Annotated in this window: 18 protein-coding genes; 13 read left to right on the top strand and 5 right to left on the bottom strand. The window is 72.7% G+C overall.

Annotation, left to right across the window (positions count from 1 at the left end; all coding sequences use genetic code 11):
* Nucleotides 1-511: 511 nt before the first annotated feature.
* Nucleotides 512-2,428, bottom strand: coding sequence for an ABC transporter ATP-binding protein (locus ABZ693_RS18935; protein WP_359878298.1), 1,917 nt, complete (start codon nt 2,426-2,428; stop codon nt 512-514).
* Complete coding sequence (locus tag ABZ693_RS18930; RefSeq protein WP_359878296.1) at nt 2,425-4,266, bottom strand: ABC transporter ATP-binding protein; 1,842 nt, start codon at nt 4,264-4,266, stop codon at nt 2,425-2,427. The genes ABZ693_RS18935 and ABZ693_RS18930 overlap by 4 nt, the downstream gene beginning before the upstream one ends.
* Before the next feature lie 209 nt (nt 4,267-4,475).
* Between ABZ693_RS18930 and ABZ693_RS18925 the strand changes: the two genes are divergently transcribed.
* From ABZ693_RS18925 to ABZ693_RS18910, 4 genes are read left to right on the top strand one after another with little or no spacing between them, the layout of a single operon-like run.
* Complete coding sequence (locus ABZ693_RS18925; RefSeq protein WP_359878293.1) at nt 4,476-5,378, top strand: ABC transporter ATP-binding protein; 903 nt, start codon at nt 4,476-4,478, stop codon at nt 5,376-5,378.
* The gene (locus ABZ693_RS18920; protein ID WP_359878290.1) at nt 5,375-6,163 is read left to right on the top strand and encodes an ABC transporter permease; all 789 of its coding nucleotides are present in this window, start codon (nt 5,375-5,377) and stop codon (nt 6,161-6,163) included. Before ABZ693_RS18925 ends, ABZ693_RS18920 begins: the two co-directional genes overlap by 4 nt.
* Before the next feature lie 18 nt (nt 6,164-6,181).
* Nucleotides 6,182-7,723, top strand: coding sequence for a sensor histidine kinase (locus ABZ693_RS18915; protein ID WP_359878287.1), 1,542 nt, complete (start codon nt 6,182-6,184; stop codon nt 7,721-7,723).
* The gene (locus ABZ693_RS18910; RefSeq protein WP_359878284.1) at nt 7,713-8,360 is read left to right on the top strand and encodes a response regulator; all 648 of its coding nucleotides are present in this window, start codon (nt 7,713-7,715) and stop codon (nt 8,358-8,360) included. Before ABZ693_RS18915 ends, ABZ693_RS18910 begins: the two co-directional genes overlap by 11 nt.
* Before the next feature lie 53 nt (nt 8,361-8,413).
* On the opposite strand, the gene ABZ693_RS18905 is transcribed toward ABZ693_RS18910, so the two are convergent.
* The gene (locus ABZ693_RS18905) at nt 8,414-8,923 is read right to left on the bottom strand and encodes a GNAT family N-acetyltransferase (protein ID WP_359878281.1); all 510 of its coding nucleotides are present in this window, start codon (nt 8,921-8,923) and stop codon (nt 8,414-8,416) included.
* A gap of 130 nt (nt 8,924-9,053) precedes the next feature.
* Here ABZ693_RS18905 and ABZ693_RS18900 point away from each other — a divergent pair, with 130 nt between their 5' ends.
* The 6 genes from ABZ693_RS18900 to ABZ693_RS18875 all read left to right on the top strand — a co-directional run bounded on the left by ABZ693_RS18900 (nt 9,054) and on the right by ABZ693_RS18875 (nt 15,999).
* On the top strand, nt 9,054-10,292 hold the full coding sequence (locus ABZ693_RS18900; RefSeq protein WP_435842466.1) for a L,D-transpeptidase: 1,239 nt from the start codon (nt 9,054-9,056) through the stop codon (nt 10,290-10,292).
* 298 nt (nt 10,293-10,590) lie between these two features.
* The gene (locus ABZ693_RS18895) at nt 10,591-11,835 is read left to right on the top strand and encodes a L,D-transpeptidase (RefSeq protein ID WP_359878276.1); all 1,245 of its coding nucleotides are present in this window, start codon (nt 10,591-10,593) and stop codon (nt 11,833-11,835) included.
* 88 nt (nt 11,836-11,923) lie between these two features.
* Nucleotides 11,924-12,691, top strand: coding sequence for an enoyl-CoA hydratase/isomerase family protein (locus ABZ693_RS18890; RefSeq protein ID WP_359878273.1), 768 nt, complete (start codon nt 11,924-11,926; stop codon nt 12,689-12,691).
* A gap of 308 nt (nt 12,692-12,999) precedes the next feature.
* Complete coding sequence (locus tag ABZ693_RS18885) at nt 13,000-13,524, top strand: ATP-binding protein (RefSeq protein WP_359878271.1); 525 nt, start codon at nt 13,000-13,002, stop codon at nt 13,522-13,524.
* Between the two features lie 448 nt (nt 13,525-13,972).
* A complete protein-coding gene (locus ABZ693_RS18880) occupies nt 13,973-14,752 on the top strand; it encodes a polysaccharide deacetylase family protein (protein ID WP_359878268.1) in 780 nt (259 codons plus the stop codon).
* On the top strand, nt 14,752-15,999 hold the full coding sequence (locus ABZ693_RS18875; protein WP_359878266.1) for a YncE family protein: 1,248 nt from the start codon (nt 14,752-14,754) through the stop codon (nt 15,997-15,999). Before ABZ693_RS18880 ends, ABZ693_RS18875 begins: the two co-directional genes overlap by 1 nt.
* 58 nt (nt 16,000-16,057) lie before the next feature.
* On the opposite strand, the gene ABZ693_RS18870 is transcribed toward ABZ693_RS18875, so the two are convergent.
* Nucleotides 16,058-16,696, bottom strand: coding sequence for a GNAT family N-acetyltransferase (locus tag ABZ693_RS18870; RefSeq protein ID WP_359878264.1), 639 nt, complete (start codon nt 16,694-16,696; stop codon nt 16,058-16,060).
* Nucleotides 16,697-16,769: 73 nt separating this feature from the next.
* Between ABZ693_RS18870 and ABZ693_RS18865 the strand changes: the two genes are divergently transcribed.
* Complete coding sequence (locus ABZ693_RS18865; RefSeq protein WP_359878261.1) at nt 16,770-16,985, top strand: EF-hand domain-containing protein; 216 nt, start codon at nt 16,770-16,772, stop codon at nt 16,983-16,985.
* 125 nt (nt 16,986-17,110) lie between these two features.
* A complete protein-coding gene (locus ABZ693_RS18860) occupies nt 17,111-18,040 on the top strand; it encodes a CopD family protein (protein ID WP_359878258.1) in 930 nt (309 codons plus the stop codon).
* A gap of 18 nt (nt 18,041-18,058) precedes the next feature.
* Here ABZ693_RS18860 and ABZ693_RS18855 read toward each other — a convergent pair whose 3' ends face one another.
* Nucleotides 18,059-18,319 carry a DUF7010 family protein gene (locus ABZ693_RS18855; protein ID WP_359878256.1) on the bottom strand — a complete coding sequence of 87 codons (261 nt, stop codon included), beginning with the start codon at nt 18,317-18,319 and terminating at the stop codon, nt 18,059-18,061.
* A 104-nt stretch (nt 18,320-18,423) separates the two neighbouring features.
* Here ABZ693_RS18855 and ABZ693_RS18850 point away from each other — a divergent pair, with 104 nt between their 5' ends.
* Nucleotides 18,424-19,206, top strand: a complete 783-nt coding sequence (locus ABZ693_RS18850; RefSeq protein ID WP_359878253.1) for an SAM-dependent methyltransferase — start codon at nt 18,424-18,426, stop codon at nt 19,204-19,206.
* Nucleotides 19,207-19,455: the final 249 nt, after the last annotated feature.

Raw genomic sequence — 19,455 nt, 5'->3', positions numbered from 1 at the left:
TGCGCGCACGTCGGCGTTCGTTGACCGGACGTTTCATCAAACGGAAGACGATCGTCAACTAGCCCTATGATCCGGGAAGTTGACCCCTCACCCGTGTTTCGGTGATGTGTCGTCCGAATGTCGCATCAGCGGCTGAGGGGGCTCTTTGGTGGCTTGTTCCGATCGTCCGGATAGCGAACGCCATAGGTGTCACGACGGAGACGGAGGGGGCCAGGAAGGCCGCGTGGGGCGGAAGAAAGCATGAGGAGGGGGTTTGGCGCCGGAGCGCGCGGGGCAGCGCCGCACCCCCGGAGCGGACCCCAAGCTTCCCCTTAGGGAGAGGCTCTTGAGCCCTTCCACCCCTCAAGACGGAGGCAACCCCCACCCACCCCCCTCGCCCCACGAGCGGGCCGGGGCGACCCCCTCCCCGGCCCCCGCGCCACCCACCACACACCTCAGCGCACCCGGACCCGAACCCGCGCCCGCACCACCTCACCCCGCACCGCGGCGCGCAGCGCTCCGCCCCGCGCACTCAGCCCACCAGGCTGTCCCGCCACGCCCGATGCAGCCCCGCGTACCGCCCCTCCCCCCGCACCAGCTCCCCCGGCGTCCCGTCCTCCACGATCCGCCCCGCCTCCATCACCAGCACCCGGTCCGCCACTTCGACCGTGGACAGCCGGTGCGCGATCACGACGGCGGTTCGTCCCGCGAGCACCGTGTCCATGGCCCGCTGCACCGCCCGTTCGCCGGGTACGTCGAGCGAGCTGGTCGCCTCGTCGAGGATGAGGACCGCCGGATCGGCGAGCAACGCCCGGGCGAAGGCGACGAGTTGCCGCTGTCCGGCGGAGATGCGGCCGCCGCGCTTGCGGACGTCGGTGTCGTAGCCGTCGGGGAGGCCGGCGATGAAGTCGTGCGCGCCGATCGCCTTCGCGGCCTGTTCGATCTCGGCGCGGGTGGCGTCGGGCCGGCCGATGGCGATGTTGTCGGCGACGGTGCCGGAGAAGAGGAACGCCTCCTGGGTCACCATGACGACGCCGCGCCGGAGTTCGGGCGTGGTGAGGTCGCGGAGGTCGACTCCGTCGAGCAGGACCCGTCCGTCGGTGGGGTCGTAGAAGCGGGCCAGCAGCTTGGCGAGGGTGGATTTGCCCGCGCCGGTCGCGCCGACGACGGCGAGGGTCTGTCCCGCGGGGATCGCGAGGTCGAAGCGCGGCAGCACTTCGCCGCCGGTGCGGTACGCGAAGCGGACCCCCTCGAAGGTGACCGCGCGGCCGGGCGCGTCGCCGGTCCGGTCGGGGAGTTCGCGCGGGGCGGTCGTCTCGGGGATGCCGGGTTCCTGCGCGAGCAGTCCGGCGATCTTGGCGAGGGAGGCCGCGGCCGACTCGTAGGAGTTGAGGAACATGCCGAGCCGGTCGATCGGGTCGTACAGCCGTCGGACGTACAGCACGGCGGCGGCCAGGACGCCGAGTTCGAGCGATCCGTGCGCGACGCGCCACGCGCCCCACAGGCACATGCCGGCGACGGCGGTGTTGGCGACGAGGCGCGAGCCGACGACGTAGCGGGCCATTTCGAGCAGCGCGTCGCCGTTGCTGCGCTCGTGGCGGCGGTTGAGGCCGGAGAACTCGGCCGCGTTGACCCGCTCCCGGCGGAAAGCGCGCACCGGCCGGATCCCGTTCATCGTCTCGGCGAACTTGACGATCACCCCGGCGATGGCCGTGGACCGGGCCGCGAAAACCAGGGCGCCGCGCCGCCGGTAGGCCCGTACGAGCAGATAGAGCGGCCCGAAGGAGGCCACGGCGACCGCGCCGATGCCGAGGTCGAGCCAGAGCAGCAGGGCCGCGATGGACACGAACGACAGGGCGATCCCGATCAGTTCCTGGAGGCCCTCGGACAGCAGCTCGCGCAGCGATTCGACGTCGGTGGTGGAGCGGGAGATCAGCCGCCCGGAGGTGTAGCGCTCGTGGAAGTCGACGCTGAGCAGCTGCGCGTGCCGGAAGATCCGGCCGCGCAGGTCGAGCAGGACGTCCTGGTTGATGCGTGCCGAGACCTGGATGAAGACGTACTGGAGGAGCGAGCCGCCGGCCGCGCACAGCAGGTAGCCGAGCGCGACGGCGATCAGGGGCCCGTGGCCGCCGGCCCGGAAGGCGGGCACGCCGCGGTCGATGGCGTACGCGACGAGCAGCGGGCCGGCCTGGAGCGCGGCCTGCTGGAGGAGGATGACGACGGCCGCGAGGACGACGCGGCGGCGGTGCTCGGCGAGCAGCGAGCGCAGCAGCCGGCCGGTGGCTCCGGGGGCGGTGGGCAGGTCGTCCTGGTCGAAGGGGTCCTTGCCGCCGGCCGGCGCCCGCTTGGCGGGGGACGCGGCGACTTCGACAGCGCCGGGGCCGGTGCCGGTGCCGGTGCCGGTGCCGGTGTCGATATCGGAACCGGTGCCGGAGGTGGTGTCCGTCATCGCTTCTCGCCCCTCTCGCCGGACATCAGCCAGGCGTACTCGGCGCTGGTGCGCAGCAGTTCGTGGTGGGTGCCGACGGCGGCGATCCGTCCGTCCGACAGGAGCGCGACCCGGTCGGCGAGCAGCACCGTGGACGGGCGGTGCGCCACGACCAGGGCGGTCGTCTCGCGCAGCACCTCGCGCAGCGCCGCCTCCACCCGGGCCTCGGTGTGGACGTCGAGCGCGGACAGCGGGTCGTCCAGGATGAGGAAGCGCGGCCGGCCGACGACGGCGCGCGCGAGGGCGAGCCGCTGCCGCTGGCCGCCGGACAGGCTGAGGCCCTGTTCGCCCACCTCGGTCGCGGTGCCGTCGGGCAGCCGGTCCACGAAGCCGTCGGCCTGGGCGACGGCGAGGGCGCGCCGCAGTTCCGGTTCGCCGGCGTCGCCGCCGGTGCCCATGAGGACGTTCGCGCCGACGCTCGCGGAGAACAGGGTCGGTTCCTCGAACGCCACGGCCACGAGCGACCGCAGCCGTTCGCGCGGCATCAGCGCGATGTCCTCGCCGTCGAGCAGGATGCGCCCGCCGGTGGCCTCGTACAGCCGGGGTACGAGCGCGGTGAGCGTGGTCTTGCCGCTGCCCGTGCCGCCGACCAGGGCCATGGTCTCGCCGGGCCGGATGTGCAGGTCGACGCCGTCGAGGACGGGCGTGGTGCCGGCCGGGGCGTCCGGGTAGCGGAAGGAGACGTTCTCGAACCGTACGCCGTCCGACCGTACGCCGTCCGACCGTACGCCGTCCGAGGCGGCGCCCGCGGCCGGCTCGGGTGTCACGGCGTTGTCGCGGGTCTCCGCCTCCGTCTCCTCCGGCGCGTCCATCACTTCGAAGTAACGTTCCACCGCGGTCCCGGCCTCCTGGCTCATCGCCAGCAGGAAGCCGATCGACTCCACCGGCCAGCGCAGCGCGAGCGCCGTCGACAGGAAGGCCACCAGCGTGCCCGCCGACAGGTCTCCGTCCGCCACCTGCACGGTCCCGAGGACCAGCGCCGCGCCCACCGCCAGCTCCGGGAGCAGGGTGATCAGCGACCAGATCCCGGCGAGGAGACGGGCCTTGGCCAGTTCCGTGCCGCGCAGCCGCTTGGCCAGGTCGCGGAACGCCTCCGCCTGCGCGCGATGGCGCCCGAAGCCCTTGACGATCCGGATGCCGAGGACGCTCTCCTCGACCACCGTCGTCAGATCGCCCACCTGGTCCTGCGCCTGCCGCGCCACCACCGCGTACCGCCGCTCGAAGAGCGTGCACGCGATCATCAGGGGCACGGCCGGCGCGAGCAGCACCAGGCCGAGCGTCCATTCCTGGGCGAGCAGCACCGCGTAACCGGCGAGGATCGTCACGCCGTTGACCAGCAGGAAGGTCAGCGGGAACGCCAGGAACATCCGGACCAGCATCAGGTCCGTCGTCGCCCGCGACAGCAGCTGGCCGGACGCCCAGCGGTCGTGGAAGGCGACCGGCAGCCGCTGGAGCCGCTCGTACAGCGCCCGGCGCATGGTGGCCTCGACGCCCGCGAGGGGCCGGGCGACCAGCCACCGCCGGACGCCGAAGAGGACCGCCTCGGCGATCCCGAGCAAGAGGATGGAGAGGGCGCCGAGCCACACCCCGGACAGGTCGCCGTCCGTGACCGGACCGTCGACCAGCCATTTCAGGACGAGCGGGATGACGATCGAGAGCAGCGAGGCGACGATCGCGACGAGGGCGGCCGTGAGCAGCCGGGTGCGCACCGGCCGTACGTACGGCCACAGGCGCAGCAGCACGCGCACGGTGGAGCGTTCGCGCGGCGCGTTCTTGGTGGGTACATGTTCTGCGGGCATCAGGACCGAGCCTAAGGTTCGCCCCTGACAACGCTCACCTGGTTTTCGGCCACCCTCGGCCTCCCTCGGGCGCCCTCCGGCCGCCTTCGCCTCGGCCTCGGGTCGCCCCCGCCCCCGCAGGTCGTAGCGTCGTATCAGCCGATCGGCTGATGACCTTTCGAGCGCGATGGCCGATACCGGCGAGGAGCCCCGCGGACGAACCTTGAGTCATGCCCATGATCGAGGTTCAGGACCTGCACAAGTCCTACGGCGAGCGCAAGGCCGCCGACGGCGTCACGTTCGCGGTCGAGGAGGGGGAGATCTTCGGAATCCTCGGCCCCAACGGCGCCGGCAAGACGACCACCGTCGAATGCGTCGCCGGACTGCGCGCCGCCGACTCCGGCACCCTCCGCGTCGGCGGGCTCGACCCCGTCGCCCAGCACACCGAGGTGACCCGGCTGCTCGGCGTCCAGCTCCAGCAGAGCGCCCTCCAGCCCAAGCTCACGGTCCGCGAGGCGCTCGAACTGTACGCCTCCTTCTACGAGCGCCCCGCCGACTGGCGCGACCTGGCCGGCCAGCTCAGGCTCGACGACCAGCTGGACACCCGGTTCGGCAAGCTGTCCGGCGGCCGGCAGCAGCGGCTGTTCATCGCCCTCGCGCTGCTCGGCAACCCGCGCGCCGTCATCCTCGACGAACTCACCACCGGCCTCGACCCGCGCGGCCGCCGCGACACCTGGGACCTCGTCGAATCCGTCCGCGACCGCGGCGTGACCGTCCTCCTCGTCACCCACTTCATGGAGGAGGCCCAGCGGCTGTGCGACCGGATCGCGGTCATCGACCGCGGCCGGGTCACCGCCCTCGACACCCCCGCCGGGCTCATCGGCCGCGCCACCGCCGCCACGTCCGTCTCCTTCGAGACCGACCCGCGGCTCGGCCACGGCGAACTCACCACCCTGCCCGGCGCGACCGGCGCCGAGACCCACGACGGCCGGACCACCGTCACCGGCACCGACGCCACCGTGAACGCCTTCGTCCAGCTCCTCGCCCGCACCGGCGCCACCGTCCGCGGCCTGCGCGTCACCGACGCCACCCTCGACGACGCCTACCTCGACCTGACCGGAGCCGACCAGTGACCACCACCGCGACCCCCGCCGCCACCGCTTCCGCGCCCGCCCGGCCGCGCGCCTCCCTGGCCCTGCTGCGCACCGAGATCCGGCTCTTCCTGCGCGAACCCGCCGCCCTGTTCTGGGTGATCATCTCTCCGACGGTGCTGCTCGCCATCCTCGGCTCCATCCCCTCCTTCCGCGAGGCCTCGCCGGACATCGGCGGCCGTAGGGTCGTCGACCTCTACGTCCCCGTCGCGGTCCTCTTCGCCCTGATCATGTCCGGCCTGCAGGCCATGCCGCCGGTCCTGTCCGGCTACCGCGAACGCGGCATCCTGCGCCGCCTGTCCACCACCCCCGTACGCCCCGGCGCGCTGCTCGGCGCGCAGCTCGTCCTGCACGGCGCCGCCGCGCTCGTCTCCGCGCTGCTCGTCCTCGGCGTCGGCCGGATCGCGTTCGGGGTCGAACTGGCCGGCGACCTGCCCGGATACGTCCTCGCCCTGCTCCTCGCGGTCGCCGGCAGCCTCGCGCTCGGCGCGGCGGTCTGCGCGGTCTCCCGTACGCAGAAGATGGCGCAGGCGGTCGGCTCGGCGGTGTTCTTCCCCAGTATGTTCACGGCGGGCGTCTGGCTGCCGGTCCAGCAGATGCCGGATACGCTGCGCGGGATCGTCGAGTTCACCCCGCTCGGTGCCGCCTCCCAGGCCCTCGACGCGGCCATGGGCGGCCACTGGCCCGCCTGGTCCGCGCTCGGGATCCTGACGCTGTGGACGGTCCTGCTCACCGGGGCGGCGGTCCGCTGGTTCCGCTGGGAGTGACGGAGGGGGAGGTACGGGATGAGCGCGCGTACGACGATCAGCGGGCCGGCCACGGGGGTGCCGGCCACGGTCACCGCGGCGACCGGGAGGGGGGTTTTGCCCGTGCCCCGGCCGGCCACGGTCACGGTCACCGCGCGCGCCCTTGGCGAGGGTGCCCTCTCCGGGGACGCTTCCGCCACGGACGCCCCCGCCACGTCCTCGCCCGCCACTTCCTCCGGCACCGCGCCGACGACCGTCGAGGAGCGCTGGCGGCAGTTCTTCGGCTGGGGCCCGTACGTGCTTCTCACCCTCGCCACCCTCATCTCCGCGGCCTCGAACGACGCGTTCGGCGAGCAGGCCCACCCCGCCGCGATGGCCGTCCTGGTCCCCGCGACCCTGGTCCTCCTCGTCTGGTGGTCCCTGCGGCAGCGCTCGCTGCCCGACCCGGCGCCGGGCGACCGGCCCGCCTGCGTGGCGGAGACGAGCGGCGACGGCCTCCCGCTGGTGGCACCCGTCCTCATCCCCGGGGCACCCGGCACCGCCTCCGTCGTCTACTTCGTCCTGCGGACCGCCCTCGCCCTCGCCCTCACCTGGGCCAACCCGCTCTTCGCGGTCTTCGCCTGCGTCGGCTACTTCGACACCGCCCACCTCCTGCCGCCCCGTCCCGCCGTCACCCGGGCGGGGCTGCTCGTCGTCGCGTTCACGCTCGCCGGTTCGCAGTCGGGCGGCCTGCCGCCCCGCTCGGGCATCCAATGGGTGCTGTTCGGCGGCCTGTTCGTGATCAACGCCAGTCTCGCCATCGGCCTCTCCCACCTCGGGACGAAGGAGGCGGAGAAAGCCATGGCGCTCGCCCGCACCAACTCCCGTCTGGAGCAGGCGCTCGCCGAAAACGCGGCGCTGCAAGCCCAGTTGCTGCTGCAGGCCCGGGAGGCGGGGATCGCCGACGAGCGGCGGCGGCTGGCCGCCGAGATCCACGACACCATCGCGCAGGGCCTCACCGGCGTCATCGCCCAGCTCCAGGCCGTCACCGCCACCGCGGACCCGGCCGTCGCCGACGTCCATCTGCGCCGCGCCGCCGAACTCGCCCGGCACAGCCTCGGTGAGGCCCGGCGCTCCGTCCACAACCTCGGCCCGGCCGCCCTCGAACTCGACTCCCTGCCCGTCGCGTTGGAGAAGACCGTCGCCGCCTGGGCCGAACGCGCCGGCATCACGGCCCGGTTCACCGCCACCGGCACCGAACTCCCGCTCCACGACGAGATCGCCGCCACCCTGCTGCGGATCACCGAGGAGGCCCTCGCCAACGCCGAGCGCCACTCCGGCGCCGCCCGCGCCGGCGTCACCCTCTCCTACATGGGGGACGAGATCACCCTCGACGTACGCGACGACGGCCGCGGCTTCGACCCGGCCGCCGTGCCCCCCCGCACCCGCGCCGGCGGCTTCGGTCTCGGCGGCATGCGGGCCCGCGCCGAACGCCTCGCGGGCGCCCTCACCGTGGAGTCCGAACCCGGCCACGGCACGGCCATCAGCGCCCGCGTACCGTTGGCGCCCCAGGACGGAGACGGAGCACGCGATGCGGTCTGAGATCAGCCTTCTCATCGTCGACGACCACCCCGTGGTCCGCGACGGCCTGCGCGGCATGTTCGAGGCCGACGGCGGCTTCCGGGTCCTCGGCGAGGCCCCGAACGGGGTCGAGGGCGTCGCTCTCGCTCAGCGCCTCGACCCGGACGTGATCCTCATGGACCTGCGCATGCCCGGGGGCGGCGGCGTCGACGCGATCGCCGAACTCGCCCGGCGCGGCGCCCGTTCCCGCGTCCTCGTCCTCACCACGTACGACACGGACACCGACACCCTCCCGGCCATCGAGGCGGGCGCCACCGGCTACCTCCTCAAGGACGCGCCGCGCGAGGAACTCTTCGCCGCCGTCCGCGCTGCCGCCGAGGGCCGTACGGTCCTCTCCCCGGCCGTCGCCGGCCGCCTCGTCACCCGCGTCCGCACCCCCGCGGCCCCCGCCGACGACTCCCTCTCGGCCCGCGAACGCGAGGTCCTCGCCCTCGTCGCCCAGGGCACCCCCAACCGCGAGATCGCCGCCGAACTCTTCATCAGCGAGGCCACGGTGAAGACCCATCTCACCCACATCTACGCCAAGCTGGGCGTCAAGGACCGCGCGGAGGCCGTCGCGGTCGGCTACCAGCGCGCCATCCTCGGCACCCCCACCTGACCCGCGCCCAGGGAACGGGCGGCGCGATCCGCCGCTCCGCCGGCGACCGGCGCCTACGCGCCCTCGTCGGCCGGGCGGACGTCGTCCGAGGGCCGGTCAAGCCTCTTGCGCATCTTCACCGAGGTCGTTTTGTAGCCGAGCGACGCGTAGAGGCCGCGCGCGCCGGTGTTGAACCCGAAGACGCTGAGGCCCAGCGTGTGCGCGCCCCGCTCCCGGGCGTACTCCTCGGCGAGGAGCATGGCCGTGCGGCCGAGGCCCCGGCCGCGCCGGGCGGTGTCGATCACGATGTCCCAGACCCACCAGGCGCCGGGGTCGTCGCTCCGGTCCGGGCCGATCCAGAGATAGCCGACGTTCTCCCCGTCCTCGTCGATCACGTCGAAGACCGCCTGATCCGGGGTCGACGCCCCGGACGGGAAGGAGTGCGTCATGCTCTCGTCCGCCTGTCGGCGGGCGTCCTCGGGCGGGTGCCCCAGGGCGACGAGGTCCTGGGCGTACTCGGCCCGACTGCGTTCGAGCCAGGCGGGGAAGTGTTCGGGGTCAAGAGGACGGAGGGTCACGGGCATCGGCCCAGGCTTCCACACCACCCGAGGGGCGGCACCTCGATTCCGTACCGGTCCGGCGTGAGCCGCCCTCCGCGCCCTCCACATGCGCGTATGTACGTTTCCCCGGGCGGTGTCCGTCGTTGGGCGGGGCGTGACAGGTGTACGGAGGCGGGCGGGGAACGCGCTCGCGGTGGCGGGTCTGTGCGCGGGCCTGCTGGTGAGCGTGGCGGGTCTCGCGGGCTGCAAGGTGGCGGGCGGGCGGGTGACGATCGACCTGAAGTTCCCGGGGGCGCCGCCGGCACCCGGCGACGTGATCCGGGTGACGCCGGAGGACGGCAGCCGCGGCGCGTCCGCCGACGGGCCGCTGGAGGTGTCCGTGGACAGCGGGCGTCTGGAGCGGGTGTCGGTGGTCCAGATCGAGGACGCCCAGCCGGCGCAGGTCGCGGGGGAGATCTCCGCGGACGGGCTGCGCTGGCGGCCCAGCCCCGGCACCCGGCTCGAACTCGCCGCCAAGTACAGCGTCGACGCGGTCGCGCTGGACGGGCACGGCCGCCGCTCGGCCCGGCACACCACCTTCACGACCGTCGTCCCGGAGCACCGCTTCATCGGCTACTTCAAGCCGGAGAACCGCGCCACCGTCGGCGTCGGGATGATCGTCTCCGTCACCTTCAACCAGGAGATCGAGAACCGCGCCGCCGTCGAGCGGGCGATCCGGGTGACGTCCGACCCGCCGGTGGAGATCTCCGGCCACTGGTTCGGCAAGGACCGGCTGGACTTCCGCCCCGCCGCGTACTGGCGCCCCGGCACCCGGGTCACCGTCGCACTCGGCCTGCGCGACGTCGAGGGCGCGCCCGGCACGTACGGGATCCAGCGCAAGACCGTCGGCTTCACGGTCGGCCGCGCGCAGATCTCCCGCGTGGACGCGGCGAAGCACACCATGGACATCCAGCGCGACGGCGAGCCGCTCACCACGCTGCCGATCACCGCGGGGGCGCCGAAGACCACCACGTACAACGGCAAGATGGTGGTCACGGAGCTGTACGACGTGACGCGGATGAACGGGGCCACGGTCGGTTTCGGCGGCGAGTACGACATCAAGGACGTGCCGCACGCGATGCGGCTCACCGACTCGGGGACCTTCCTGCACGGCAACTACTGGGCCTCGGCGGACACCTTCGGCTCGACGAACGTCAGTCACGGCTGTGTCGGGCTGCGCGACGTGAAGGGCGGCGGCGGGGACACCCCGGCGGGCTGGTTCTTCGACCGGACGCTGATCGGTGACGTGGTGGAGGTCGTGAACTCCCGCGACACCGTGGTGTGGGCGGGCAACGGGCTCAGCGGCTGGAACCTGGACTGGACCGGGTGGAAGGCGGGTTCGGCCCTGCGCTGATTTCCGGAGTGGCGGACCCCGCGTGGCGCCTCCGGCCGACCCCGCGTGGCACCTTCGGCCCGACCCCGGGTGGCACCTCCACGCCAGGCCCTACCACCCCGTGACACTCCCCGAGAGCCGCGGATTCCCCGATTCCGGGGTTTCCGGGGCCTCTTCGCGCGAACTGCGACGGAACAGTGACATTCGAGGGGAAGTCTCGTGACCAGCGGTGTGGTTATCTGACGCTGTGTGCACGTCAGGATGTGCACAGGGGGCGGGGACCGGCGGGGCCGGTGCCGTGTGAGGGGAGAACAGCATAGTGAACGGGCAGCCGATATCCGCAGCGACCGCAGGGCGACGTCGTCGCCGTGCCGTCCGGGGCCTGGGTGCCGTGGCGACAGGGACGCTGCTTCTCGTCCTGACCGCGTGTGGGGGCGGCGGCGGGGGCGACGGCAAGGGGGCCGGAGCGGGTTCCGGCTCGGGCAAGGGGGACACCACAGCGTCCCAGGCGGTCGTCGCGGTCGCGCCGGCGGACGGCGCCGACGCGGTAGCCACCAGCGGCGCGCTGAAGGTGACGGCCCAGAAGGGCAAGCTGAGCACGGTCACGGTCGCCGACTCCGAGGGCCACGCGGTCGACGGGAAGATCTCCGCCGACGGCGCGAGCTGGGAGCCGACCGCACACCTGTCGGCCGGCACGAAGTACAAGGTGCACGCCATCGCCAAGGACGCCGACGGGCGTGAGTCGGCGAAGGACACCAGCTTCACCACGCTCGTCCCGAAGAACACCTTCGTCGGCCAGTACACGCCGGAGAACGGCCAGACCGTCGGCGTCGGCATGCCGGTCTCCATCCGGTTCACCCGGGGCATCACCGACCCGGAGGCCGTGGAGCGCGCCATCAAGGTCACGGCCGAGCCGGCCGTCGACATCGAGGGCCACTGGTTCGGCAACGACCGGCTCGACTTCCGTCCCGAGGACTACTGGGCCGCCGGCACCAAGGTGACCGTGAAGCTCAACCTCGACGGTGTCGAGGGCCGGCCGGGCGTGTACGGCAAGCAGAAGAAGTCCTTCTCCTTCACCATCGGCCGCCGCCAGGTCTCCACGGTCGACGCCAGCGCCAAGACGATGAAGGTCGAGCGCGACGGCAAGGTCATCCGGACGATCCCGATCAGCGCGGGCGCGCCGTCCACGACCACGTACAACGGCCAGATGGTCATCAGCGAGAAGTACAAGGTCACGCGGATGAACGGGGCCACGGTCGGCTTCGGCGGCGAGTACGACATCAAGGACGTGCCGCACGCCATGCGTCTGTCCAGCTCCGGCACCTTCATCCACGGCAACTACTGGGGTTCGTCCTCCATCTTCGGCAGCCAGAACACCAGCCACGGCTGCGTGGGCCTGCGCGACGCCCGCGGCGCGGGCGACAGCTCGACGCCGGCCGCCTGGTTCTACGACCGTTCGCTCGTCGGTGACGTCGTGGTCGTGAAGAACTCCCGCGACAAGCAGATCGCGCCGGACAACGGCCTCAACGGCTGGAACATGTCCTGGTCGGCCTGGAAGGCCTGACGCTCGCGTAGTCCCACGGGATCGGGGCCCGGTGCTGTGACCAACAGCACCGGGCCCCGCGCTGTGAGCGGCCGCTAACCTTCCGGGCATGACTGTGAATCTCGAAGTCGCCGAAGGCGTCGGCACGATCCGTCTCGACCGTCCCCCGATGAACGCCCTGGACGTCGCCACCCAGGACCGGCTGCGCGAGCTCGCCGAAGAGGCGACCCGCCGCGACGACGTGCGCGCCGTGGTTCTCTACGGCGGCGAGAAGGTGTTCGCGGCCGGCGCGGACATCAAGGAGATGCAGGTCATGGACCACGCGGCGATGGTCGCCCGGTCCCGCGGGCTCCAGGACGCCTTCACCGCCGTCGCCCGGATCCCCAAGCCCGTCGTCGCGGCCGTCACCGGCTACGCGCTGGGCGGCGGCTGCGAGCTGGCGCTCTGTGCCGACTACCGGATCGCCGGCGACAACGCCAAGCTGGGCCAGCCCGAGATCCTGCTCGGCCTCATCCCCGGCGCCGGCGGCACCCAGCGGCTGTCCCGTCTCATCGGCCCGTCCCGCGCCAAGGACCTCATCTTCACCGGCCGCATGGTGAAGGCCGACGAGGCGCTCCGGCTCGGCCTGGTCGACCGGGTCGTCCCGGCCGCCGAGGTCTACGAGCAGGCATATGCCTGGGCGGCGAAGCTCGCCCAGGGCCCCGCCATCGCGCTGCGCGCCGCCAAGGAGGCCGTGGACCAGGGCCTGGAGGCGGACATCGACACCGGTCTCGCCATCGAACGCACCTGGTTCGCGGGCCTGTTCGCGACGGAGGACCGCGAGCGCGGCATGCGCAGCTTCGTCGAGGAGGGGCCGGGCAAGGCGAAGTTCGCCTGAGCCTGGGTGGGCGAGTCGGGGGAGGCGGGGGAGTGCCGGACGACCGTCCGGACGGCTCCCGGCGCGCCTTCGGCACCTCCCTCCCCCGCACCTCGGTGACCGTCGCGCGCCCGCGCGCGTGACACCCGGCCCGCGTCCGGATTCCGGCCGCGGGCTTTCCCATGTCCGTACTTCGGCGGGATAGGGCCGAACGGCCCTCGCCCACCGTCGGCATGTGCCATTGTCAATGGCCCGGAATTGCCGATTCCGGAGGGATGATTCCCGGGGAACGGCCCCGCGGGCCGCTCCGGACGGCCATGATGGAGGGCATGGCGGGCCTGGAAGGTATGGAACAGCCGCGGCAGCCCGGCACGGGCGTCGTCGCCCGTTGGGGGCCCGGCGCCGAGGACGAGCGGACCGCCGAGGCGCACCGGGTGGCCGCGCGGGCGCTGGCCGAGTACGGCAACCCCGCGGAGCAGGACGTACGGCTTCCGTCGCTTCCCCAGTCCGCCGCGCTGGCCCGCCGGCTCACCCAGTGGGTGGTCCTGCGTGACTGGAAACTCGGGCCGCAGATCTCCGAGCACGCGGTGCTGCTCGTGTCCGAACTGGTCGGCAACGCCGTGCGTCACACCGGCGCCCGCGTCTTCACCCTGCGGATGCACCGCCGTCGCGGCCGGATCCGGATCGAGGTGCGCGACCCCTCGCGCGGACTGCCCTGCCTCATGCCGGTGCACGAACTCGACACCAGCGGCCGGGGGCTCTTCCTCGTCGACAAGCTCTCCGACCGGTGGGGTGTCGACCTGGCCCCGCGCGGCAAGACCGTCTGGTTCGAGATGCGGGTGATCGACCGCTGAGCGGTGCCCGCTCGCCCGTCGGCGCCCACCCGCCACCGCCGGTCCGCTGTCACCCGCCCCCGCTGCCGCCCCACGACGCACGAAAGCCCCCGTCCGCCGTTGGTGGGGCGCGTGGGGGCTTTCGTGTGATGCGCCGTGGACGGGGGGGGTGTATCCACGGCCGCTTGACGACCTGGCCCGGGTCAATGGGGGTCGTGTCACCGACTATCTCAGACAGGTGGCCTTGTCGCCAAAAGTCTTTACCGGGAATATGCGGACAAACATGGGCGGATCGTAGATGAATCCTCGGTGATGTACAGCACCAACCTTTCAAACCATGAATAAATATGGGGTTCGCTGATTGTTTCCTCTCCCCGTCCGTATGGTGGACAGGCGGGCGGGGTCGCAAACGTCCTTGATCGGACCAATCGCCGCCTTACGGGATCAATCATCCTTAAATGGTCCCGTGATGCCGATCGAGCGCCGCGGCGCCCTCCGGGCGGGTGCGGCCACCGCCCTCGCGGGGGCCCTCGCCACCGCCTGCGGTACGGAGCCCCGCGCCACCCCCGCACCCGCCGCCTCCGCCCGTTCCCGGGGCCCCGCCCCCGCCGCGCCCGTCGCCGCCCCCGCGCCGCGCCGCTACCCTGGCCGCCCCGCCGAGATCGCCACCGGCCCGCCCGACCGCCCCCGGGTCGCCCTCACCTTCCACGGACAGGGCGACCCCGACCTCACCCGCGCCGTCCTCGACCGGGCCGAACACGGCGGCGCCCGCCTCACCGTCCTCGCCGTCGGCGACTGGCTCGACCGGCACCCCGAGATGGCCCGGCGCGTCCTGGACGGCGGCCACGACCTCGGCAACCACACCCAGCGCCACATCGGCATCAACGACATGACCGAAGCCGAGGCATATGCCGAGATCGACGGCTGTGCCCGCCGGCTGCGCCGCCTCACCGGCTCCATCGGCACCTGGTTCCGCCCCTCGCGCACCCAGCACGCGAACGACACCGTCCGCGCGGCCGCCCGGCGCGCCGGATACCCGCACGTCCTGTCGTACGACATCGACTCCCTCGACTACACCTCGCCCGGCGCGGCCGCCGTCGTCGCGAACGTCACCGGGCGGATCCGGGCCGGATCGATCGTGAGCCTCCACTTCGGCTACCCGGACACCGTCGCCGCGCTGCCCCGACTCCTCGCCGACCTCGACCGCCGCGGCCTGCGCGCGGTGACCACCACGGAGCTGCTGAGCTGATGCCGAACCCCGCCCGCCCCCGCCCCCGCCCCTGTGCCCGTTCCCGTTCCCTGTCCGGGTCCCGATCCCGTACGCTGCCGGCCGCCGCCCTGCTCCTCGCCCTCGGCACCGGCCTCACCGCCTGCGGCGGCGGTTCCTCCCCGGTCTCGCCCGCCGCCACCGGCACCAAGGAGGCCGCCGCGCTCCCCGCCGTACCGAAACGGCCCGCCGACCCGGACGCACTGCCCGGCATGCCCCCGCCGCTCGACCCCCACGACCTCTACGCCGCCGACCGCCCGAACGCGCTCTCCCCGGTCGTCAAGGACTTCCCGTCCCGGGTCTACGTCCCCAACACCAACTCGAACACGGTCTCCGTCATCGACCCCGCCACCTACAAGGTCATCGAGACCATCCCGGTCGGCAAGCAGCCGCAGCACGTCGTCCCCTCCTGGGACCTGAAGACCCTCTGGGTCAACAACGACCGCGGCAACACCCTCACCCCCATCGACCCGGCCACCGGCCGCGCCGGCAAGCCCGTCGACGTCCACGACCCGTACAACCTCTACTTCACCCCGGACGGCAAGTACGCCGTCGTCATGGCCTCCCTCGACCGCGAGCTGGTCTTCCGCGACGCCCACAGCATGGAGCGGAAGAAGTCCGTCCCGGTCAGCTGCTACGGCGTCAACCACGCCGACTTCTCCGCCGACGGCCGCTACTTCGTCGTCTCCTGCGAGTTCTCCGGCGAACTGCTCAAGGTCGACACGGCGGCGATGAAGGTCGTCGGGCAGCAGAAACTGCCCTTGAAGGGCGCCATGCCCCAGGACGTGAAGATCTCTCCCGACGGCAAGACCTTCTACGTCGCCGACATGATGGCGCACGGCATGTGGGTCCTCGACGGCGAGAAGTTCACCACCCCGACCCTGCTGCCCACCGGCAAGGGGTGCCACGGGCTCTACGTCTCCCGCGACTCCAAGGAGATGTACGTCTCCAACCGAGGCGAGGGCACCATCTCCGTCTTCGACTTCACCGAGGACAAGCTCACCAAGAAGTGGAAACTGCCCCAGGGCGGCTCGCCCGACATGGGCGGCGTCTCCGCCGACGGCAAGGTGCTGTGGCTGTCCGGCCGCTACAACTCCGAGGTGTACGCGATCGACACGACGAGCGGGAAGCAGCTCGCCCGCATCCCCGTCGGCAGCGGCCCGCACGGCCTCGCGGTCTACCCGCAGCCGGGGCGCTACTCGCTCGGGCACACGGGGGTGTTCCGCTGACCCTCCGTCCGGGCGCTCGGCGCGCCGTCGGCCCCGCCCGGGCGTCCGGACCGGACGCTCAGTGTGCCGTCAGCAGCGCCTCGCCGCCCACTGGGCGGTAGCCCGCCGCCTGGAAGGCGCGGACGCTGCGGGCGTTGCCGGGGGACTGCTGGGCCCAGACCACCGGGTCCGGGGTGAGGTGGCGGGCGGCCCGCGCCAAGGCGCGGCCGAGGCCCCGGTGGCGGGCGTCCTCGTCGACCTCGACCGCCGCCTCCATCCGGCCCGCCACGCCCCGGCCCAGGGTCACCATGCCGCCGTCGGCGACCCAAACCCGTACCTCGTCCCGGTACGCCAGCGCGCGGGCCACCCGCGGATGTTCCTGGTCCGCGATCTCGCGCAGCGCGATCTCCGGTGCGCCCGGCAGCGCGCCGGCGACCGTCAGCAGATCGATCGTGTTCATGGAACGGCCCGTCCGGGCCATCAGCGCGGCGAGGAACCGCGGGTTCATGGACGCCGCCAGCGGATCGGCGCAGGCCGCCGCCAGCTCCGCCCGGATCCACTCCGGATCCTCGTCCAGGAACACCACCGAGTGCGCCGTGAACGCCAGCACCCCGGCGTCGCGGGCGTTCGGCTGCGGCAGCACCGTCGTCGAACCGTCCGGTGCCGGGAAGTCCCCCCGGGCCGCCGCCGCCAGGATCCCCGCCACGTCCGCGCTCATGCCCCCATCATGGGCCATAGGATCGACCGATAATCTGGCCCCGACATCGAAGCACCATGAAGGGGCGGAAGCAGTGGCGGACATCGAGTCGGCGCGCACGGCATTCAACAAGTTCGACGTGGACGGGGACGGCTTCATCACGGCCGCCGAGTACAAGCACGTCATGGCCGAGATGGGCGACTTCCACGTGACCGAGACCGTCGCGGAGGCGCTCATCAAGCAGCGTGACGACAACGGCGACGGACGGCTCTCCTGGGACGAGTTCTGGGCCCACCTCAGCCAGGCCTGATCCTCCCGGGGACGGACAGGCGGCCCGCAGGCCCCGGCGTACACCGCCTCGGGTCACCCGTACGGCGTACACCATGCGCACGTACGCGAGTTGCCGCCCGTCCGTACCCCGGTGACGATCGTCCGGTGACGCCTCCCGGACCCCCCGAACCTCGCGGGCCCCTCGGCACTCCGATACGCCGGACGGCCGCGGCCGCGCTCGCGGTCCTCGCCGTCCTCGTCATCGCCCTGCTCGGGGACTCGCTCGCCCAGACGGGCACTGGCGAACTCGAGATCCCCGCCGCCGGCGGCATCACCGTGCTGCGGCTCCTCGTCGTCACCGCCCTGGCCGTCCACATCGGCGAACTCGCCGGCGTCCGCATGGCGGGCGACGGGCCCCTGCCGCGCCGCTGGTCGCTGCCCGCCGCCGTCACCGGATTCGCCGCCTCCGCCGGACTGCTCGTCCTGCTCTCCGCCCTCAGCGGACTCAAGCTCAGCACCGTGTACGGGCTGCGCGAGGGCCGGCTGCTGCTGATCACCGCCAACGCCTTCGTGCTCGCCGCGCTCTGCGCCGCCACCCGCCACCACGACCTCGCCACGCTGCCGCTGGCCGCCGCCGTCGGCGCCGAGGCGATGCGCGCCCACCCGGAGACGTACAGCCCGGCCGTCGGCATCAGCCTCACCGTGGTCCATCTGACCGCCGCCTCGCTGTGGTTCGGCACCCTGTTGTACGTGCTGCGCACCATACGGCTGCGCGGCGGCGGGCGGGACGTGCTGCTACGGTACGCGCGCATGGCGGGCTGGCTGTTCGCCGCCCTCGCCGTCACCGGCACCTTCTCGACTTTGCGCCGTCTTCCGCTCGACGGGCTGTTCACCACGGCCTACGGCCGGGTCCTCCTGGTCAAACTGGCCCTCTTCGGGGTGACCGCGCTGCTCGCGCTCACCGCCCGCCGCAGGTTGATGCGGGGCGCCGACGCCCAGCCGCCGGCCCGCGTCGAACTGGGCGTCCTGGGGGCCGTGGTCGTGGTCTCGGCGCTCCTCACCGTCGTCCCGGACCCGCACTGGCTGCTGCCGTAGGAACCCGCTTCGGACCGCTCAGCCGCGCGTCCCCACGTGGAGCGCGGAGCCCCAGAGCACGAGTGCCGCGCCCAGACCGACCACGGCGCGGAGGGACTCGGCGGCCATGCCCGCGAGGAGCAGGCCGAAGCCGACGACGGCGAGGGCCGTGAGGAGGGCGGCGGTCGCGGTGTACTGGCGCTGGTCGTAGAGCCGGGCGAGCGGGAAGAAGTGCAGCCCCACGACCAGGCATATGCCGACCGGAATGAACGCCGGGTGCCCGCTCGCGTTCGAGGCCATGGCGCGGACCTTATAACGGGAACGAGCGCGGGAGCGGGATCGGAAGGTCGGCAATATGTCAGCTACGCAGGGGAGTTGGCAGGTCGCTGCGATACGTTGGCGTCGTGACAGACATCGCCTCGCGCATCGACACCTCCCGGCCCCACACCGCCCGGATCTGGAACTACTGGACCGGCGGCAAGGACAACTACCCGGTCGACCGGGAGGCCGGCGACCGGATCCGGCAGCTGCACCCCGGGATCGGCTCGTACGCGAAGGCGGACCGGCTGTTCCTGGGGCGGGCGGTGCGCTACCTGGCCGAGGAGCAGGGCATCCGGCAGTTCCTGGACATCGGCACGGGCCTGCCGAGCGCCGACAACACCCACGAGGTCGCCCAGCGCGTCGCCCCCGACGCCCGCGTCGTCTACGTGGACAACGACCCGCTCGTCCTCGCGCACGCCCGTGCCCTGCTGGTCGGCACCCCCGAGGGCCGCACCGACTACCTGGACGCCGACCTGCGCAACGTCGACGAGATCCTGGCCGCCGCCGCGAAGACCCTCGACTTCTCGCAGCCCGTCGCGCTGATGCTGCTCGGGGTCGTCATCTTCGTCGAGGACGACGAGGAGTCGTACACCCTCGTCCGCCGCCTCATGGACGCCCTCGCCCCCGGCAGCCACCTCGTCCTGTCGCACACGGTCACCCACCCCGACATGCCGGACGTCGACGAGGCCGTGGCCTTCTGGAACGAGCACGGCACCCCGAAGCTCACCCAGCGCACCCCCGCCGCCGTCACCCGCTACTTCGACGGCCTGGAACTCCTCGACCCGGGCGTGGTCACCTGCTCCGCCTGGCGCCCGGAGACCCCGGCCGAGCCCGTCGCGATGTACGGCGGCGTCGCCCGCAAGTGACGGAGGGCGCGGGTCGGGCCGCCTGGCCACCGGGCGGCCCGACCCGCGCCGGGGTCATGAAGCCACCCCCACAGAACTCCTGTCACCGAGTGCCCGCCACGCGTACTCCGCCTTCCGCGCCGAAGCGAGCCCTAGGGCCTTTCTTTTGGATCAGGCTGGGCTCGCGTGCCCCGGCACGCGCGCTCGCCGCGTTGTCGTCGGTCGCCAACTCCCCCGTAGCCCTTCGGGCACGGGAGGTACCCCCACCGC

Origin of the sequence: Streptomyces laurentii (genome assembly GCF_040635425.1) — a bacterium.
In the GTDB taxonomy this organism is placed as follows: domain Bacteria; phylum Actinomycetota; class Actinomycetes; order Streptomycetales; family Streptomycetaceae; genus Streptomyces; species Streptomyces laurentii.
The sequence above is the reverse complement of the archived record's forward strand: the minus strand, read 5'-3'. Positions and strand labels throughout refer to the sequence as shown.

Coding starts and splice junctions, on each gene's coding strand:
- ABZ693_RS18885 (WP_359878271.1), top strand. CDS start 13,000: ATGGCGGGCCTGGAAGGTATGGAACAGCCGCGGCAGCCCGGCACGGGC.
- ABZ693_RS18915 (WP_359878287.1), top strand. CDS start 6,182: ATGAGCGCGCGTACGACGATCAGCGGGCCGGCCACGGGGGTGCCGGCC.
- ABZ693_RS18855 (WP_359878256.1), bottom strand. CDS start 18,319: ATGGCCTCGAACGCGAGCGGGCACCCGGCGTTCATTCCGGTCGGCATA.
- ABZ693_RS18910 (WP_359878284.1), top strand. CDS start 7,713: ATGCGGTCTGAGATCAGCCTTCTCATCGTCGACGACCACCCCGTGGTC.
- ABZ693_RS18905 (WP_359878281.1), bottom strand. CDS start 8,923: ATGCCCGTGACCCTCCGTCCTCTTGACCCCGAACACTTCCCCGCCTGG.
- ABZ693_RS18890 (WP_359878273.1), top strand. CDS start 11,924: ATGACTGTGAATCTCGAAGTCGCCGAAGGCGTCGGCACGATCCGTCTC.
- ABZ693_RS18880 (WP_359878268.1), top strand. CDS start 13,973: ATGCCGATCGAGCGCCGCGGCGCCCTCCGGGCGGGTGCGGCCACCGCC.
- ABZ693_RS18875 (WP_359878266.1), top strand. CDS start 14,752: ATGCCGAACCCCGCCCGCCCCCGCCCCCGCCCCTGTGCCCGTTCCCGT.
- ABZ693_RS18870 (WP_359878264.1), bottom strand. CDS start 16,696: ATGAGCGCGGACGTGGCGGGGATCCTGGCGGCGGCGGCCCGGGGGGAC.
- ABZ693_RS18925 (WP_359878293.1), top strand. CDS start 4,476: ATGCCCATGATCGAGGTTCAGGACCTGCACAAGTCCTACGGCGAGCGC.
- ABZ693_RS18930 (WP_359878296.1), bottom strand. CDS start 4,266: ATGCCCGCAGAACATGTACCCACCAAGAACGCGCCGCGCGAACGCTCC.
- ABZ693_RS18935 (WP_359878298.1), bottom strand. CDS start 2,428: ATGACGGACACCACCTCCGGCACCGGTTCCGATATCGACACCGGCACC.